Annotated in this window: 14 protein-coding genes; 3 read left to right on the top strand and 11 right to left on the bottom strand. The window is 58.7% G+C overall.

The window, feature by feature from the left end:
• Positions 1-57 precede the first annotated feature (57 nt).
• From QP891_RS07220 to QP891_RS07185, 8 genes are all read right to left on the bottom strand, one after another.
• On the bottom strand, positions 58-1,533 hold the full coding sequence (locus tag QP891_RS07220; protein WP_284770461.1) for a glycosyltransferase 87 family protein: 1,476 nt from the start codon (positions 1,531-1,533) through the stop codon (positions 58-60).
• Between the two features lie 15 nt (positions 1,534-1,548).
• The gene (locus QP891_RS07215; RefSeq protein ID WP_005279458.1) at positions 1,549-1,929 is read right to left on the bottom strand and encodes a monovalent cation/H(+) antiporter subunit G; all 381 of its coding nucleotides are present in this window, start codon (positions 1,927-1,929) and stop codon (positions 1,549-1,551) included.
• Positions 1,926-2,201 (bottom strand): monovalent cation/H+ antiporter complex subunit F, encoded by a 276-nt coding sequence (locus tag QP891_RS07210; protein ID WP_023018012.1) that lies wholly within the window; start codon positions 2,199-2,201, stop codon positions 1,926-1,928. Before QP891_RS07210 ends, QP891_RS07215 begins: the two co-directional genes overlap by 4 nt.
• A complete protein-coding gene (locus QP891_RS07205) occupies positions 2,201-2,728 on the bottom strand; it encodes a Na+/H+ antiporter subunit E (RefSeq protein WP_237801145.1) in 528 nt (175 codons plus the stop codon). The genes QP891_RS07210 and QP891_RS07205 overlap by 1 nt, the downstream gene beginning before the upstream one ends.
• Entirely contained in the window at positions 2,721-4,541 is a 1,821-nt protein-coding gene (locus QP891_RS07200; RefSeq protein WP_284770462.1) for a Na+/H+ antiporter subunit D, read from the bottom strand. The genes QP891_RS07205 and QP891_RS07200 overlap by 8 nt, the downstream gene beginning before the upstream one ends.
• Complete coding sequence (locus QP891_RS07195; protein WP_284770463.1) at positions 4,534-5,034, bottom strand: Na(+)/H(+) antiporter subunit C; 501 nt, start codon at positions 5,032-5,034, stop codon at positions 4,534-4,536. Before QP891_RS07195 ends, QP891_RS07200 begins: the two co-directional genes overlap by 8 nt.
• On the bottom strand, positions 5,035-8,043 hold the full coding sequence (locus tag QP891_RS07190) for a Na+/H+ antiporter subunit A (RefSeq protein WP_284770464.1): 3,009 nt from the start codon (positions 8,041-8,043) through the stop codon (positions 5,035-5,037). It abuts the gene before it with no gap.
• Positions 8,044-8,291: 248 nt separating this feature from the next.
• Complete coding sequence (locus QP891_RS07185) at positions 8,292-9,659, bottom strand: dipeptidase (RefSeq protein ID WP_284770465.1); 1,368 nt, start codon at positions 9,657-9,659, stop codon at positions 8,292-8,294.
• Positions 9,660-9,826: 167 nt separating this feature from the next.
• Here QP891_RS07185 and QP891_RS07180 point away from each other — a divergent pair, with 167 nt between their 5' ends.
• From QP891_RS07180 to QP891_RS07170, 3 genes are all read left to right on the top strand, one after another.
• A complete protein-coding gene (locus QP891_RS07180; protein ID WP_284770466.1) occupies positions 9,827-11,806 on the top strand; it encodes an OPT family oligopeptide transporter in 1,980 nt (659 codons plus the stop codon).
• 395 nt (positions 11,807-12,201) lie between these two features.
• Positions 12,202-13,845: a chaperonin GroEL gene (gene groL, locus QP891_RS07175; protein WP_284770467.1), complete on the top strand. Its 1,644-nt coding sequence runs from the start codon at positions 12,202-12,204 to the stop codon at positions 13,843-13,845.
• Between the two features lie 863 nt (positions 13,846-14,708).
• Complete coding sequence (locus tag QP891_RS07170; RefSeq protein WP_284770468.1) at positions 14,709-15,086, top strand: hypothetical protein; 378 nt, start codon at positions 14,709-14,711, stop codon at positions 15,084-15,086.
• 282 nt (positions 15,087-15,368) lie between these two features.
• On the opposite strand, the gene QP891_RS07165 is transcribed toward QP891_RS07170, so the two are convergent.
• The 3 genes from QP891_RS07165 to QP891_RS07155 form a co-directional block, all read right to left on the bottom strand.
• Positions 15,369-16,265 carry an IS30 family transposase gene (locus QP891_RS07165; protein WP_284817018.1) on the bottom strand — a complete coding sequence of 299 codons (897 nt, stop codon included), beginning with the start codon at positions 16,263-16,265 and terminating at the stop codon, positions 15,369-15,371.
• A complete protein-coding gene (locus QP891_RS07160; RefSeq protein WP_284817016.1) occupies positions 16,204-16,845 on the bottom strand; it encodes a helix-turn-helix domain-containing protein in 642 nt (213 codons plus the stop codon). Before QP891_RS07160 ends, QP891_RS07165 begins: the two co-directional genes overlap by 62 nt.
• A gap of 332 nt (positions 16,846-17,177) precedes the next feature.
• A partial coding sequence (locus QP891_RS07155; protein ID WP_284817014.1) for a transposase occupies positions 17,178-17,732 on the bottom strand: 555 nt, incomplete at its 5' end.

The following is a 17,732-nucleotide window of genomic DNA, read 5'->3' as shown; positions in this document are numbered from 1 at the left end:
GGGCGCGGCCGACGCGGCGGCGCGGAGATGGCTGCTGCAGCCCGCGGCGGCGTGCCGCTAGTCGTTATCGAGTGCGTGGCGGCCACCGTAGGACGGGGGAGCCGGAATATCGGTATAGCCCTCGGTGGACGGAAACTCGCGGGTCTCAGGGTTAAATACCGGGAACTGTGCGGTTTCGTCGGTAGTGGCAGAACCCCGTGCGGCAGCACCGGCTGTCTGAGTGTGCTGCGGCTGAGCATGCTCCTGCTGGGCGTGCTGGGGCTGGACGTGGTGCTGTGGTTGGGTAGCGTTCTGTGCCGCGTGCCGTCCGCTGGGAGCGTCTTCCTCGCTGGGTTGGGTGCCGGGGATAAATCCCCACAGCGCATAAAAGGCGATGTAGAGGATGCCGGAGCCGGTGAAAAAGAGCAGAGCCCAAGGCTGGAAGTCCACATGGTTCAGAGAGCGGTTGGAGGCTTCGAGCCAAAAAGCTGCGGAGACAAAGGGCAGGAGCACCACGCACATGGCCGCGAAGGAAATGAGTGCTGCTACTTGCGCGCCGATAACACCGCGCAAACGCTTGCCCAGTGCCTGGTTGACGGAGATGAGAACCACGATAGCCAGCGGGAAGATCCAGACCCAGTGGTGGTACCAGGAAAAGGGCGAGACCAAGCATGCGCTAATGCCGGCAATGGACACGGCGGCGGAGTTATTCTTGTGCTTCATCGCGGTGCGCAGGGCCAGGCAGGTCAAGACGAAGACGACCGCGACAGCGGCGAGCCACATCCAGCCGCCGTCGATGCCCCAGGCGCGCACCATGACTGAGCGAATGGATTGCGCACCAGGGTTGGTGTGTTCACCCACGCGCGAGGAATTAAAGATGGCATCGGTCCAGAACACCCCGGCATCCGGAATGGTGACGAAACCAATCGCAACGGTCACCGCGAAGGTAAGGACGGAGATAACCGCCTGCCACCAGCGCCTCTGGAAAAGGAGCACTAAGCCCATAAAGGCTGGGGTGAGCTTCAAGCCTGCGGCGAGGCCGATGCCAATTCCTGGCAGTGCCCACTTCTTTGGAATGACGTCGAGGGCAACCAAGAACATCAAAAAGACGTTGATCTGGCCGTAGAACAAGGTGCCGTACATCGGCTCTACGGCCGGGGCGCACAGCACCAGCAGAATGGCAACCACCCAGGTCAACGGCGAAAGTTTAAGGCCGCGCTCGTGGAAGACCATGAGGATGACGGCCAATAAGGCAAGGATGGTGCCGCCTTGCCAGAGGATGATAAGGGGGTCATCGGCAAGCGCGGAAATCCACTTGAACAGCGTGCCGGCAAAGGGAGGGTAGGTAAAAGGAAGATCGCCAATATAGGCGTTGTCATAAAGATTGGCGCCGTCAGCCACCTCGCCGCCGGCGAGCCAGTAAATCTTCAAATCCAGTGGCACGCGCCAGATGAAGGCATTGGGGCCGTCGTATTTGCTATAGCGGGAGATGCTGAAAATAAAGAAGGCAACCAAAAGGGCGGCCAGAGTAGGCAGTCCGTAGAGCTTTTTCACGGTTAAAGGTGCCTCCTATTTGCGGCGCAGCGAACGGCCGGCGGGGCGGTCATTGCGCGACATCGATTCCTCGGAACCATACAGGCCTTCACGGCGTGCAATGCGTGAGGTGCGCTGCGCTGTTACCGGGCTGGTAAACATCGCAAACAGTACCAGCAAAATAAGCATACCCAAATCACCACGCTCGGCCATACTGAAAGATTCCGCGCCAGTAATACGGATGAACGCACCCATGATGGTGAGGATGAGCCCGGTGGTCTGCGGCTTGCTCACGGCGTGGACGCGGGACATCGTGTCCTTAAAGCGCGCCAAGCCAATGGCGGCGGCGAGGATGAGCAGGCTGCCGCTGATGACGAGGATGAGCGAGAGGATATCGGCGATTAGAGACCAACTCATTGGTTATCCCTCTTCCTAAACCTGGTAACAGACACGGTGGAGATGAAGCCGAGCAGCGCGATGACCAGCATGGCCGAGACCACGGAGGTATCTAGCGACCAGCACATATAGGTCGCCAGAGCGCATTGGAACATGGCGGTAAAACCGTCCATTCCCACCAGCCGGTCGAGGGAGTTGGGCCCGGTGATAATGCGCCAGACGGTAATTAATACGGAGACCCACAGCAAGAATGCGGGAACCAGCAGGATGGCGTGATAGATCTGCGGATCCATTATGGGTGGCTCCTTTCAAAGATCTCGATCATGGAAGATTCTAGACGGGACACGGCATCGATTTCGCGCTGAATCTGTGCTTCATCCCGAGCATCCAGGATGTGGATGGTGATCATGCGATTGGCGATGTCAATGTCTGTCACCGTTCCACCCGGCTGCAGGTTGTACAGGGTCACCGCAAGGGAGAGAATGAACTCATTTTCCAGGCGCATCGGCAATTCCAGGATGGCGGTTTTAGGCAGTGGCTGCGGCCGGGAGGCCAGCCAGCCCACCTTGAGGGAGGCATAAAACAGCTCCCAGAACCAGCGCAGCATGTAGCGCAGGAATTTGCCCCACGCGACCTCGACGCCGGCAATCGGCATCGCCGGCAGCGGCAGGGCGAAGACGATGACCAGGGCGACGAGGAGGCCGCCGACGACATTGCCCACCGTGATTTCGCCCATGAGCATGCACCACATGACCGTGATCCAGACGGTAAACCACGGCCGGAAGCGGTAGCGCACACCGGCAAAGCGGCTCTTAGTCATCGCGGGCCTCCTTCTTTACTGGGGTAGGGCTTTCTGGTGCCTCCGATTTCGCCGGTGCGTCCGAGCTTGGCTTCTCCTTGTCGCCGGATTCCGGATCGTGCGCCGGGCCGGGGTCTGGCAGCAGGTGGCTGCGCTCCTTGTACGAGTCCGCGCCGCCTTCGTAGCGGTCCTTCTGGTCAAGGTGCCGGGTGGGGTTATCTGCATTTTCTCCCAGTACGGCGTACTGATAAATGGAGGTATCCTGTGCGGATTCGGCCGCGCGGGAGGTGACACCGGAAATCGGGCCGGCCAGGAAGGTAATCGAGGTCGAGGCAATGACCAGCAGCGCCGTGGCACCCACCATGCCGAACGGCACGCGGCCGACATCCTGGCGGGAGGAAAATTCGACCTCATCGGTGATATCAGAAAGTGGGGCCGGGCGGGCTAGGGCGACATTGCCTTCGGGGGCATCAGCGCGGTCGCGCTGGAAGCCCTTGGCCCAGACCAGCATCATGACGTAGAGCGTCAGCAGCGAGGTCACCAGCGCGCCGCCGATGAGCACCCACGCCAGCCAGGAGCCCTCATTGGCACCTGCCTGAATGAGGATGATCTTGCCCAGGAAGCCAGAGAACGGCGGCACACCACCCAGGTTGATGGCCGGGATGAAATACAGCACGGCGATAAGCGGGGCGGAATACATTAGCGAGCCCAGGCGCCGCAGCGAGGATGTACCTGCTTGGCGCTCGATAAGGCCGACGACCAAGAAGAGCGCGGTCTGCACCAAAATGTGGTGGATGGCGTAGAAAATAGCGCCGGATAGCCCCTGGGCGGTGCCCAAAGAGACGCCGAAAATCATATAGCCGATGTGGCTGACCAGCGTAAAGGAGAGCAAACGCTTAATATCGGTCTGCGCGATGGCGCCCAAGATGCCCACCAGCATGGTGGCCAGCGCCACCCACATCAGCACGGTATCGAGCCCACCATAGGTAAAAATGGACGTGCGCGCGCGGATGATCGCATACACACCGACCTTGGTCAGCAGACCGGCGAACACGGCCGTGACCAGCGAGGGCGCGGTGGGGTAGGAGTCTGGCAGCCACGCGGCCAGCGGCACCACTGCTGCCTTAATGCCAAAGGCCACGAGCAAGGTGGCGAAGATGGCGGTGCGGGTGCCCTCCGGGATGTCCTGCATGCGTTGGCCAATCTGGGCCATGTTCATGGTGCCGACGGAGGCATAGACATATGCCAGGGCCAGCAAGAAGATCATGGATGAGGCCATCGAGACCATCACATAACCCACGCCGGCGCGCACGCGGCCTGCCGATGCCCCCAAGGTCAACAGCACGTACGAAGCCACGAGGAAGACCTCGAAGCCGACGTACAGGTTAAATAGGTCGCCGGCCAAAAAGGAGATATTCACGCCCATGGTCAGCAACATGTAGGTGGGCAAAAAGACCGCGACGGGTTCATCCTTGGTGCCATCGCGCACACCCTGGGAAATGGCGTACCAGATGACGGAGAACAGCACCACAGACGAGGTAAAGAGGATCATCGTGGAGAGCCGGTCCGCCACTAACGTGATGCCCACGGGAGCGTCCCAGCCGCCTATTTGCAGCGTCTGTATGCCATGGAAATCCACTATTATGATCAGGCTCGCGTTCACCGCAGCCGTAATCAGCAGGGAGAAAAAGGCGATCTGGCGCTGCACATTAGGCATGCGGGCAAACAGCAGCGAGAGCGCTGCGGCCACGGCCGGGATGATAATGGGCAGCGGGATAAGCACACCGACGTACGGGTACATCGTTTCGGCAGCTTGGTGGAATGGCTCAGTCATCTTCGGCTCCCTTCACCGGCTCCTCGAAGGATTCGGGGCCGAAATTATCGCCTTCCTTGGTGGCGCGCCCGGTGGCGGGGTCATTGGAGGCATCGTGGTCTGCGCTCGCCGCGGCATTGCCGGGCTTGGAGGCCTTGGCGGCAATCGCGGTATCTTCGGCGTCATCTTCAATGACGTCGGCGGTGCGGTAGCGGTACTGGCGGTAGGCCAAGGTAAGGATGAAGGCCGTCAGTGCCATGGAAATGACGATGGCGGTAAGGATCATCGCTTGGGTGAGAGGATCCGCAATATCGCTGCCATAAGGCTCGGCCTCGCGGCCATCGATGGGCGGTGAACCCGCAGGGCCGCCGGCCTGCAGCATGAAGAGGTTGGCGCCATTGCCCAGCAAGAGCAGCCCGAGCAGCATCTTGGTCATGGCTCGGTCGAGCAAAAGGTAGATGCCCGCAGAAACCATTACTCCGGCGGCGAGCAGGAGGAAGAGGTTGGCTTGCATTTATTTCTCCTTTCCTGCGTTGTCCCCGGAACCTGTGCCGGAAGAGCTCGTTGCGGCTGGTATCTTTTCTTTTTTCTTCTCTTGTTTTTGCGCCCGCTGGGCCTTTTGCTTGGTGCTGCGCTCCCGGTTCTTCCGCGCCAGGGAACGGGCGCGGTCGCGAGCGCGCTGCTTACGCATCTCTTCTTCCTCATCCAGCTTGGCGCCGAGCGAGCTGAGCACGTAGAGCGTTAGCCCCACGACGATGAGGTAGACGCCCAAGTCAAAGACCAGCGCCGAAGGCAGCGAGACCGCGCCGATAAGCGGGATCTCGGGTGAGGTATATCCGCTGGTAAATGGCGGGTAGCCAAAGAACATCGGCACCACCACCGCCAGGGCGGAGAAGGAGAGGCCAGCGCCCATGGTGCGCCCGGCATCGATGGGCAGGGCCTCATCGAGCTCCGCGCGGCCACCGGCCAGGTAGCGCAGGATGAGCGCGAGAGCGGCCACAAGGCCACCGGCGAAACCGCCGCCTGGCGCATTGTGCCCGGCGAAGAAGAAGTAAAACGACAGCGCCATCATGGAGGGAAAGAGCACGCGGGTGGAGACATCGATCATCAGCGAGCGGTTGAGCGCCTGCTCCGATTCCGAGCCCGCGGCCAGCCAGCGGCGACCCGTGACCTGCAGGGTGGGCCGGCGGCTGTCCCTGGAGAAGGATTGGGTGCGGTAAATCAGGGAAGCCACACCGAGCGCGGCGATGATAATGACCGTGATCTCCCCAAAGGTATCCCAGGCGCGCAGGTCCACCAGCAAGACGTTGACGGCATTGGCGCCGTGGCCAATCTCCTTGGCCAGCTCCGGCATGTACTGCGAGATGGGTTCGGCAGACCGCGCGTTGATGGCGAACATCGCCACGATGGTGACGGTCAGGCCGGTGCCGACGGATAGCCACGCGCGCAGGCGGCCCATCTTCGGGTCCTGCTTCCACTCGGTAGAGGCCGGAATGCGGCGCAGCACCAGCATGAATAGCACCATGATGATGGTTTCTGTCAGCAGCTGGGTTAGCGCCAAGTCCGGGGCACCGTGGATGGCAAAGACGAAGGATAAGGAATAGCCGGTAATGCCGACGATGATGACGGCAGAGAGGCGGTTATCGGTGACCGTGGCGGCGATGGCGGCCACCATCATGATGATGGCGGCGACGACCTGCCAGGGGTTTTCTGCAACCACCATGCGGATATCCGTGAGATCACCGGTAATCAGCATCGTCAGCGGCAGCACCATCAAGGTGGCGAAGATAACGGTCAGGTTGAGCTGCAGCGAACCGCGCTGGGTAACGGCCGTGGTGCGCAGGGAGAGCTTGCGCAGGGTGGAGATGACCTTGTCGTAGACAGCGTCGGCATCACCAAGCGCGGGGTACGCAAACTGCCATTGCTCGAGTACCTGGCGGCGCCAGTGGACGATGATTCCGGCCACGATGATGATGGCGGATACGCCCAAGGTCACCGACCATCCGTGCCAGAGGGCCAGGCCGTGGTAGTCACCTGTCCCAAAGGTGGAATCGAGGTGCTGATCGATGGCCGCCGAGAGCGCCTGCGGCGCGATGCCGAGCACGATGGTCAGCGCGGTGAGCACGGCCGGGGCGAGCCACAGGCCCACATTGACCTTGTGCATCGTGGCCACAGCCTTAGAGACGCCGTCTTTATCGTCCGGGAGGTTCTTGGTGGCAAAGGCGCCCCACAAAAAGCGCAGGGCATAGGCCATGGTGAGGATGGAGCCTGCCACATAAGCCACCAGGATCATATTGCGCGGCATACCAATGAGCAGCTCTTCGTGCATGGTGGATTCCAGCACGGCTTCCTTGGACACGAAGCCAAAGAGTGGGGGAACACCCGCCATGGACAGGGCGGAGATAACTGCGATGCCATAGAGGAAGGGCTGCCTGCGCCCGAGGCCGGATAGCTTTGTAATATCGCGCGTGCCCGAGCAGTGATCGATGGCACCAACCACCATAAAGAGTGCAGCCTTAAAGAGTGAGTGGGCAAAGGTGAGCGCCAGGCCCGCCTGCATGGCTTCCCGGGAGCCAACCGCCACGATGGAGGTAATAAAGCCCAGCTGGGAAACCGTGCCATAAGCCAAAATCAGCTTGAGATCCTTTTGTTTTAGCGCCATCCAGCCGCCGAGCAGCATGGTAAATACGCCTAAGGAAATGACCACGAGGTGCCAGGTGGCTACCTCGTACATATCCGGTGCCAGGCGCGCGACCAGGTAAATTCCGGCCTTGACCATGGCCGCGGAGTGCAGGTACGCCGAGACCGGGGTTGGTGCTGCCATCGCACCCGGCAGCCAGAAGTGTGCCGGCACGATAGCGGATTTGGTGAGCGCACCGACCAGGATGAGCACGATGGCGACGGTGACGTACGGCGTTTGGGGGAAGTGATCGTATGCGCTGATTTCGCTAAACGTCCACGCCCCGGTCTGCCGGCCGAGCAGGCAGATGCCCATCAGCATGGAGAGGCCGCCCATGACGGTGACCATCAGGGCCTGCTGTGCAGCGCGGCGCGAGGAGGCGCGCTCGGCATAGTAGCTGACCAATAGGTACGACAAGAGGGAGGTGATCTCCCAGAAGACGTACATGAGCAGCAGGCTATCGGAGGTCACAAGCCCAAACATGGCGGTGGCAAACCCCACCATTTGGCTGGCGAACATGGCAAGCCGGCGGCGCGTGGAATCGAAATAACCCCAGCAATACAGCAGGACCAAAGCGCCCATCCCTAAGATGATGAGGCTAAAGAGCCCGCCCAGGGCATCCATGCGCAGATCCACGGCGAGGTGCGCGGCCGGCATCCACTCGATGGTGTAATTCAGCGCGCCGCCGTCGCGGAAGGTGCCCCGGGCAAAGTGCGCGAGGGTCCACACGAAACCGACACCGGGAACTATTGCCAATAAACCAAAGGCTGGGCGGCCCACATTCATAATGAGCAGCGGTGCAACCACGGTGGCAACGATGAGGGCACCCAGAAGTATTAGCACGTTGGAATCTGCGCTCCTTAGGTTGTGTCAAGTTCTCAGACCCTCGTTGCCGCGGGGCGTGACGATATGCACCGGGAGCATATACACACCAAGACAGTTCGTACTCGGCCGAGTACGAACTGTCCCACTTGTGCAAGCAGCGTGGCCGGAAACGGGGTCAACTCGTCGAAAGTTTACCGGTTTTTCCACAACTTCGAAAGATTATTTTTAGCGCACAGTATTATATGCCACCCGTTGCGCTCTTTTTTCTATGCGTAGCGCTGCAAGAAAAGCGCCTCCGCAGCGGCGACGTGCTCGATCTCGGTGGGATCGACGGACTCATTGGCGGAGTGAATGGTGCACTTGGGCTCCTCCACGCCGTAAAGCGCGATTTCCGCGTTGGGGTGTGCCTCCTGCAGCTCGGTGGTCAGCGGGATGGAGCCGCCCATGCCCTGCGCTGCGGTGTCCTTGCCATAAGCCTCGGATAGGCACTGGCCCAAAAGTGCCACGGCGGGCTTTTCCGGGTCGGTGGAAAAACCAGCATTGGCCTCCACGACCTCCGCCTTGATGTGCGCGCCCCACGGCGCGTGGTTCTTCACGTGCTCGCATACGGCCTCGCCAATGGCGCGGGCATCGGTGCCGGCCGGAACGCGCAGGTTCAGCTTGGCGGCCGCGGTAGCGGGAACGGCATTGACGGCCTCAGCCACCGGGGTAGAGGTAAAGCCGGTCACGGAAATGGCTGGGCGGGACCACACCATGTCTGCCACCGGGGTAGCGCCTTCTGGGGCCTTGGAGCCCATGATCTCGGTGCCCTCGAGCAGCTGCGCATCGCCGCGGAAGGCCTCGGCCGGGTATTCCTGGCCCTGCCAGTGGGCGCTGGTATCCACGCCATCGATGGTGGTGCGGCCGTATTCATCCGTGAGCGAATCCAGCGTGCGCATCAGCGCCTTCACCGCATCTGGGGCCGCGCCGCCAAATTGGCCGGAGTGCACGGGCGCGGCCAGGGTATTGACCTCGACCTCAATCTGCGCGCCGCCGCGCAGGGAGGTGGTCAAGGTGGGCTGGCCCACCGCGGCATTGCCGGCATCTGCAATTAGGATGGCATCGGCAGCGAAAAGGTCCGGGCGGTCCTTGATGAGCTGGGACAGGCCCTCGCCGCCGCGCTCTTCAGAGCCTTCGATGAGGTACTTCAGGTTCACCTTGGTACCGCCATTGGCCTCCAGTGCGCGCAGGGCCGCTAGGTGCATGGCCACGTTGCCCTTGCAGTCTGCGGCGCCGCGGCCGTACCAGCGGGTGGTGCCCTCGGCATCGGCGCGCTCGGTCAGGGTGAACGGATCGGATTCCCAGGCCGCGCGGTCTCCTGCGGGCACGACATCGTAGTGCGAGTACAACAGGACGGTCTTGGCACCTTCCTCGCCCTTGCGCTCGCCCAAAAACGCGGTGGAGCCATCCGCGGTAGTGATGGTTTCTACCGTTGCCCCGGCTTCTTCCAGCGCGGCCTTCACCCACTGGCTTGCGCCCTGGGCTTGGTCTTCCAAGCCCGGCTCATTGTGCACGGAGTTGAATCCCACGAGCTCGCTGAGCTGGCGGAAGATGGTGTCGCGGTCGCTACGTATGCTGTCAATCATATCTGTCATGCAATCTACGGTACCTTGCCGTGCACGGGGCCATAAAGTAAATGGAATAGGTACGCGGGCGGCAGTGGCCTAAAATTTTCCCCATCTTCCCGCCAGACGCCTTTCAGTGCCCGACGCGAAGATGATTGAGATTAAAACCATTGCAGTAATACTAGAAAGGACCTGGCATGGCGACTACGCAAGCCTCCGCCGCCGGTTCGAAGGCCAGCCTTCCCGAGTTGACCCTGCGCGGGATCATCATCGGTGGCCTGATTACCCTCATTTTCACCGCAGCTAACGTCTACCTCGGCCTGAAAGTAGGCCTGACGTTTGCCACCTCCATTCCCGCCGCCGTGATTTCCATGGCGGTGTTGCGCCGCTTTTCTGGGCACAACATCAAAGAAAACAATATCGTGCAGACCATCGCCTCGGCCGCAGGCACCTTGTCCGCTATCATCTTCGTCCTACCCGGCCTGGTCATGGTGGGATATTGGCAGGGCTTTGGCTTTTTCAAAACCGCTGGTGTGTGCATCATCGGCGGTGTGCTGGGCGTGATGTATTCCATTCCCTTGCGCCGCGCTCTGGTCACCGGCTCCGATCTTCCCTATCCAGAAGGCGTTGCCGCCGCAGAGGTTCTGAAAGTCGGCGACGAGAGCGGCGATGGCGCCAATCACGAGGAGAACGCCAAGGGGTTGCGCGTCATCGTCGTAGGCGGTGTTATCTCTGCCGCTATGGCGCTGCTGACCGCAATGAAGGCTGCGGCCTCTGAGGTTGCTACCTATTTCAAGCTCGGCTCCGGCGCCACCACGTTGGGTGCGAGCCTGTCCACCGCGCTGATTGGTGTGGGCCACTTGGTGGGCCTGCCGGTGGGGATTGCCATGCTGGTCGGTGTCGTCATTTCCTATTTCATCTTGCTACCCATCCGCACTTCGGGCGATGTGGGCCCTGCTGCCGCGCTTGCCGATGTCGTCGATACCACCTTCGCCGATGACATCCGGTTCATCGGCGTGGGCACCATGGCCATTGCCGCCATCTGGACGCTCATCAAGATCGCCGGCCCGATTACCGTGGGCATCCGCCAGTCCTTGGCCTCATCGCGCACCCGCAAATCCGGCGGCACGGTCGATGTGACCGAGCGCGATATTCCCTTCCCTTATGTGGCCACCACCATCGTGGTGCTGATGGTCCCCATTGCGCTATTGCTCTGGGACTTCGTGCAAGGTACCGATATTCATGATCACATGGTGGTGCTCATTACCGTCTCTGTCGTCTTTACCCTGCTGGTCGGCCTAATCATTGCCTCCGTGTGTGGTTATATGGCCGGTTTGATTGGTGCGTCTAACTCGCCGATTTCTTCTATTGGCGTGATCGCCGTGCTGACGGCCTCCTTGGTCATCGCGGCCGTGACCCGCGGTACCAGCGCGGAACCGTTCTCGCTGGTGGCCTATACGCTATTTACCGCGGCCATCGTCTTTGGCATCGCCACCATCTCCAATGACAACCTGCAGGATCTAAAGACTGGCCAGCTGGTCGGCGCTACCCCGTGGAAACAGCAGGTGGCGCTGATCATCGGCGTGGTCTTCGGCTCCCTGGTGATCCCGCCCATCCTGCAGCTCATGCTCACCGGTTTTGGTTTCCAAGGCATGGAGGGCGCCGGTGAGGATGCTTTGGCCGCCCCGCAGGCCGCCCTGATGTCCTCGGTGGCTTCTGGCATTTTTGAAAATTCCCTGAACTGGAGCCTCATCTTTACTGGTATGGGCATCGGCGCCGTCCTGATCATCGTGGATGAGTGCCTACAAAAGTTCACTGCGAAGGGTTCGCTGTCCCCACTGGCTGTTGGTATGGGCATGTATCTTCCGGCCGCGCTCACCGTCGTCATCCCGATCGGCGCCATCTTGGGCACCTTTTACAATAAATGGGCGGCCAAGCAATCCCGCCCAGATTTTGCTAAGCGCATGGGAACCCTGCTGGCTACTGGCCTCATCGTGGGCGAGTCCCTCTTCGGCGTGGTCAACGCCGCCATCATTGCCGCCTCCGGCGGAGATAGTCCGCTCGAGGTATTCTCCGGCGGAACCTCTGCGACGGTGCTTGGAATCGTGCTGTTCATCGCCGCGATAAGCTTCATCTTCCGCTGGACCGCGCGCAAGGTGCAGGCGCCTGCGAAATAGCATCCCGCACGGAAACACGAGGAAATTAGTCGTGTTTAACCGTTTCGCGCTCAGCTCTTCCTTTATATAAAAGGAAAGAGCCGAGCGATATATCGGGCGCCTCTGCGGAGGCGCCTTTGTGCTATCTAATGGCGGGGTTCTGAGGATTGCGTAGAGCGGGGAGAATAACGGTGAGTGGGGTGGGCGCAAGATCGCTAAAGGCAAGCGCGTGGCACCTTGCAGTCGGGGTAGGAGAGTGCCAGAATAGGCGTTAGCACTCGCATAGAATGAGTGCTAGATAAATCTCCATCGTTGTGGTTGAGGTTGGTTCACACTCACCAGCCATGCCGTCGCGGGCGTCCGCAGCGAGAAAGACGTGAGTGTCGTCCTCAATAAATCCAAGGAGCACAAACACTATGGCAAAGATTATCGCTTTTGATGAAGAGGCCCGCCGCGGCCTTGAGCGCGGCCTGAATACTCTGGCTGACGCAGTCAAGGTCACCCTCGGCCCTAAGGGTCGCAACGTCGTCCTAGAAAAGTCCTGGGGCGCGCCGACCATTACCAATGACGGCGTTTCCATCGCTCGCGAAATCGAGCTCGAGGATGCTTACGAGAAGATCGGCGCCGAGCTGGTCAAGGAAGTTGCCAAGAAGACCGATGACGTCGCCGGCGACGGCACCACCACCGCAACCGTTCTGGCACAGGCACTCGTGCGTGAGGGTTTGCGCAACGTAGCTGCTGGTTCCAACCCCATGGGCATCAAGCGCGGCATCGAGACCGCTACCAAGAAGGTTGTGGACTCCCTGCTGTCTTCCGCAAAGGAAGTAGAAACCCAGGAGCAAATCGCTACCACCGCTGGTATTTCCGCTGCAGACCCAGCAATCGGTGAGAAGATCGCTGAGGCAATGTACACCGTGGGCAACGGTTCCGTAAACAAGGATTCCGTTATCACCGTGGAAGAGTCCAACACCTTCGGCGTTGACCTCGAGGTTACCGAGGGTATGCGCTTTGATAAGGGCTACATCTCCGGCTACTTCGCCACCGATATGGAGCGCCAGGAGGCAGTCCTTGAGGATCCCTACATCCTGCTGGTGTCCTCCAAGATCTCCAACATCAAGGACCTTGTCCCACTGCTGGAGAAGGTTATGCAGTCCGGCAAGCCGCTGTTGATCATTGCAGAGGACGTCGAGGGCGAAGCCCTGTCCACCCTCGTGGTCAACAAGATCCGCGGCACCTTCAAGTCCGTTGCCGTGAAGGCTCCGGGCTTCGGTGACCGCCGCAAGGCCACCCTGCAGGACATGGCCATCCTGACCGGCGGCCAGGTCATCTCCGAAGAAGTTGGCCTCTCCCTCGAGACCGCCGAGCTGGAGTACTTGGGCCAGGCACGCAAGGTCGTTGTCACCAAGGATGAGACCACCATTGTCCAGGGTGCTGGCACCCAGGAGCAGATCGATGGCCGCATCAAGCAGATCCGCGCCGAGATTGAGAACTCCGATTCTGATTACGACCGCGAGAAGCTGCAGGAGCGCCTGGCTAAGCTCTCCGGCGGCGTGGCCGTGCTCAAGGTCGGTGCCGCCACCGAGGTTGAGCTCAAGGAGCGCAAGCACCGCATCGAAGACGCTGTCCGCAACGCCAAGGCAGCCGTGGAAGAAGGCATCGTGGCCGGCGGTGGCGTTGCCCTGCTGCAGGCCGCTTCCGTCCTTGATTCCATCGAGGCCGAAGGCGATGAAGCCACCGGTGTAAATATCGTCCGCGAGGCACTGTCTGCACCGCTGAAGCAGATCGCTCACAACGCTGGCCTGGAGCCTGGCGTCGTTGCAGATAAGGTCTCTGGCCTGCCTGCTGGCGAGGGCCTGAATGCCGCTACCGGTGAGTACGTCAACCTCATGGAATCCGGCATCAATGACCCGGTTAAGGTCACCCGCTCTGCACTGCAGAACGCTGCGTCCATTGCGGCACTGTTCCTGACCACCGAGGCTGTTGTGGCTGATAAGCCAGAGCCTGCCGGCTCCAACAACGCTATGCCCGACGCTGACGCCATGGGCGGCATGGGCTTCTAAGAGCCCTGCACAACGCCTGGCGCATACTGAGCTCCCGCTCTTATATGCGCCTGAGTCTGGCGAAAGCTGTGGGCCTCAGAGTATGCTGAACGTACGCGGGATGCCCCTACTTAGTTCCCAAATTTCGCCGGTAGGGGCGGCCAGGGACGGATCTCTGACTTAGTGTCGTTTTATGTGCGCCTAGTAGCCGACTGGGATTTTGCCCAGTCGGCTTGTTTCGCGGTTATGGGGGTAGGCTGCTGCGGCTTCTTTAACTGAGGCGGGGTCAGGGTAATGCTTGTGATGTCGCGTCATGGCAAAGAAGACGTTGAGTTGTCGGCGAGCGAGTGCGACGAGCACAGCGTTGTGATGCTTGGCCTAACCTCGGAAAGTGGGCACCTCCGGAGGTTAGGCTCAAGTGTCGATTCGATCGCATTGATTGTGGCATTATCAGCGTCGACCACATCATGCTGCACTAGTCATTCTGGCTTATCTCCTTTTACAGGTTGGAAACCTACGCACAACCCTTAGCCACTTCCCATCTACTCAAACGGATCAATACCTAGTGCACTTCGAGTTTCGAAGAAATTACTTCCACATTATTGACTAAAAGAGCACAACAACCCTCTGTAGAATCCACTTTCCGGGCGGAGGCTAGATTGAAACTCCGCTACAGGAAAACTACTGGTAGACACTCCACTTACACGGGCGATGAGCTTAACAACGACACCCCTATTTGTGGTCAATCGAGAGAAGTTATTCCCATAAAGTTACAAAGTTAGCCTATACTGACCGCAGCGTGTCCATGTTGTTCATGTTGTTCGACATTACTTGGCCACACTCAGTCTCATCAGTACAATTTCAGCGATTGAAAAGGATTTGAAGTGGATCTGTTGCTCCAGATTAATGAAATCGTTTCTGGCCCGATAAAAGACTTGTTGGTAGAAGTCTCTGGCGGAAACTTTCCCGATATAAAGCTACCTGAGATTAATTTCCCAGAAGTCCCGCCACTGTCTTCTCCCACCTATCCGGAAAACATCAGTCTTGAAATTGGCGGTTCCTCTTTTGAAAATCTTGGCTCCTCCGAGCAGTTCAATGGTAACGGCTCTTCTGAGTTCTTCAACGATGCAGGCTCTTCCGAATTGTTGAACGATCTTGGGTCCTCTGATTTCGACCTGTTCAACGGGGATGTTTCTCCTGACTTCTTGAACGATTTCAACTCTTCCGATCTCGATCTCAGCGCACTCGGTAGCTTGCTTTAAGTCGCACCGATATGGGGATTTGCGGATGCGTGAAGCTTGAATGAAGGCATAAGCACTTCTTCTGCTTTCACTGACGATATTAAAGATAGGTCAAGTTTCAGTAGACGGAATCCGCAGGAGATGAAATCAGTGCTGGCTTGTTAAAAATACGTCCGGTTCAGTGTGAGCTGGACGTATTTTTCTCTTTTTCAGAGATGAGAACAAAACTGGGGTCAAGTAGCAGGGGGGTGTTCCTATGTAGTTTGTCAGCTTGGATTCTAGGGGTCGTTGCAACGATGATGGTTACTTTGGTGTGATACTACCGGTTTGTGTCAGGGCGTTGGTCATTACTTCGGCTGGGGTGCGCCAGTTGAGTGCTTTGCGTGGTTTGTGGTTGTGAATGTTGGCGATCATCTCTAGGTCCTCGGCGCTGTAGATGGACAGGTCGCTGTTTTTGGGAAGTTTTCTCCTGAGCCTGCCGTTGGTGTTTTCGTTGCTGCCGCGTTCCCACGGTGATCCTGGATGGCAGAAGTAGATGGGAATGTCAGTGGCCATGGTAAAGGATTTATGGCCTGCCATTTCGCTTCCTTGGTCCCAGGTAATTGATGACCAGAGTGCTTTATCGATTCCAGTAACAGCCTTGTGCAGGGCTGTGAATACTTCTTTGCTGGTGTGCCTGCCTGCCAGGTGGCCAAGGACAACAAATCGGCTGACGCGTTCTACTAATGTGATCACCGCGGATTGGTTATTTTTACCAAGGATGAGGTCGCCTTCCCAGTGGCCTGGCAAAATACGTTCAGTAACCTCTTCTGGCCGGTCGTCGATGAGGATCATGTCGTCAACGAAGCGTTGCTGGGCCGGTGTGGTGGTGCGTGTGTGGCGTTTCTTGCGTTTCTTTCTGCCGGTAGGCAAGTCCAAGCCAAGGTCTTTGAGTCTTCCTTTGGACTGTAGATAAAAGGCGTCATAAATCGTTTCGTGACTAATGCGCATGTCCTTATCAGTGGGGTAGTCGATGGGCAGGCGATTGGAAATCTCCTCCGGTGACCATTGTGCCCGCAATTGTGCGCATACATAGTCCCATAACCTTTTGTTGGCCAGCAGTTTCGGTATTTTCGGCCGCAATCTCCGCGCACAGGCCTTATAACTGGGCGGTTTCTGCACAATACGGGCCTTGGGCGCTGTGGTTTCTGCGTACTTCACGCTGAATTGACGAGGCACTTCGCCCTAAACAGCGCCCGATTTCCCGCAGCGGCACATGCTCACGAAGAAGGTCGGCGATAATAACGCGTTCTTCAAAGCAAATATAGCGATCACTGATGCGTTTATACGGATCCACACCGCCAGGCAAGGCAGGGGCACAAAGCCGTCCAGATTCGATGACGTCATGGCGTTGGCGCAGCGCTTTCATGAGTCTTTTATACGTGGTCGCGTCCTCGCCGACGGGTATGAACTCTTTACGCGGTCCTCCGGATTTGATGAGTCCTTTTTCGAAGTCTAAAGACAATCGACGATCAATTCCTACCCCAGCCCCAGCATCACCAACAGGCAAGCTCGCCAACCGAAGGCGTAAGTATTCCACCCTTAACTGTGTTTGGCGGACTTTCCGGGCATACCTCGATAGCCGGATATGACACTCGGCTTCTGTAGCAACGGCATACGCAGCGGTGGGATGCACCCCACACGTTTTGGCGGCTTGGTGCACCGAAAGTCCGCCTTTAACTAGTTCTACAAGCTGTAAAGCCTGGCTACCGCGGCGATCAACTCGTTTGGCTTTATGCACGACTGGCACTCCATGAGCATGACAAAAATTCAAAGCATGCACGTAATGACAGCCAAGCTCACCAGCAGCCGAGCGAACGCTACGCCCACTGCCAACCATGGACACCAAGCCACGACGATCCGACTCAGACAACGAATGAAACGGGCCAACAACCCCAGGCACAACAACACCCTCCTAAGGGAAAGTGTTGCAACGACCCTCTGAACTCAAGCAGTCTCGCGGGTGGGGTGGACGGGGGCGGATCCCTAACTCGGGATTTTTAGGTGTGTTGTTTTGCGCGCGATTGGTAGCCGACTGGGATTTTTCCAGTCGGCTTGTTTCGTTGTTAGGGGTTAGGTTGCTGCGGTTTCCTTTGCTGGGGCGGGGTCGTGGTAATACTCGTGGTTGCGCATCATGGCGTAGAGGACGTTGATTCGTCTGCGGGCAAGCGCTACGACTGCGGCGTTGTGTCTTTTGCCTTCCTTGCGCTTTCGTTCATAGAATTGCCGTGAACGCTCGTGGAATCTGATGGATGCAAAAGATGATTGCCATAGGGCGTTCTTTAATTTTTTGTTGCCGGCTCTATTCAGCGAGTTCGACATTATTGAAGTGCCTGACTGGTTTGTCCGGGGCGATAGCCCAGCATATGAGGCCAAGTGTCCAGGTGTTGGAAAGTCAGACATATCCCCGACAGTCATGAGGATTTGTGCTGCTGTTTTCGGGCCGATTCCTGGCATGGATAGCAGGATTTGTGTGTGGGGAATGTCGTCGATGAGGTCGATGACTTCCTTTTCGATGTCCTTGCGGTGATCAAGCTTGGCAAGTGCGTCTTTTGCTGACATTGCTACGCCCATTTCTGCATAGTGTGCACCGGCAATGGTGACTGTTTGCTCAGCAATGGCAGCGAA

The organism is Corynebacterium sp. MSK310 (genome assembly GCF_030227355.1).
Taxonomy (GTDB): Bacteria; Actinomycetota; Actinomycetes; order Mycobacteriales; family Mycobacteriaceae; genus Corynebacterium; species Corynebacterium rhinophilum.
Note: the sequence above shows the minus strand (reverse complement) of the source record. Positions and strands in the feature narration are given on the sequence as shown.

What these genes read in the sequence shown, in the direction of transcription:
- QP891_RS07215 (WP_005279458.1), bottom strand. Translation starts at nt 1,929, where the DNA reads ATGAGTTGGTCTCTAATCGCCGATATCCTCTCGCTCATCCTCGTCATC.
- QP891_RS07210 (WP_023018012.1), bottom strand. Translation starts at nt 2,201, where the DNA reads ATGGATCCGCAGATCTATCACGCCATCCTGCTGGTTCCCGCATTCTTG.
- QP891_RS07205 (WP_237801145.1), bottom strand. Translation starts at nt 2,728, where the DNA reads ATGACTAAGAGCCGCTTTGCCGGTGTGCGCTACCGCTTCCGGCCGTGG.
- QP891_RS07200 (WP_284770462.1), bottom strand. Translation starts at nt 4,541, where the DNA reads ATGACTGAGCCATTCCACCAAGCTGCCGAAACGATGTACCCGTACGTC.
- QP891_RS07195 (WP_284770463.1), bottom strand. Translation starts at nt 5,034, where the DNA reads ATGCAAGCCAACCTCTTCCTCCTGCTCGCCGCCGGAGTAATGGTTTCT.
- QP891_RS07185 (WP_284770465.1), bottom strand. Translation starts at nt 9,659, where the DNA reads ATGACAGATATGATTGACAGCATACGTAGCGACCGCGACACCATCTTC.
- QP891_RS07180 (WP_284770466.1), top strand. Translation starts at nt 9,827, where the DNA reads ATGGCGACTACGCAAGCCTCCGCCGCCGGTTCGAAGGCCAGCCTTCCC.
- groL (WP_284770467.1), top strand. Translation starts at nt 12,202, where the DNA reads ATGGCAAAGATTATCGCTTTTGATGAAGAGGCCCGCCGCGGCCTTGAG.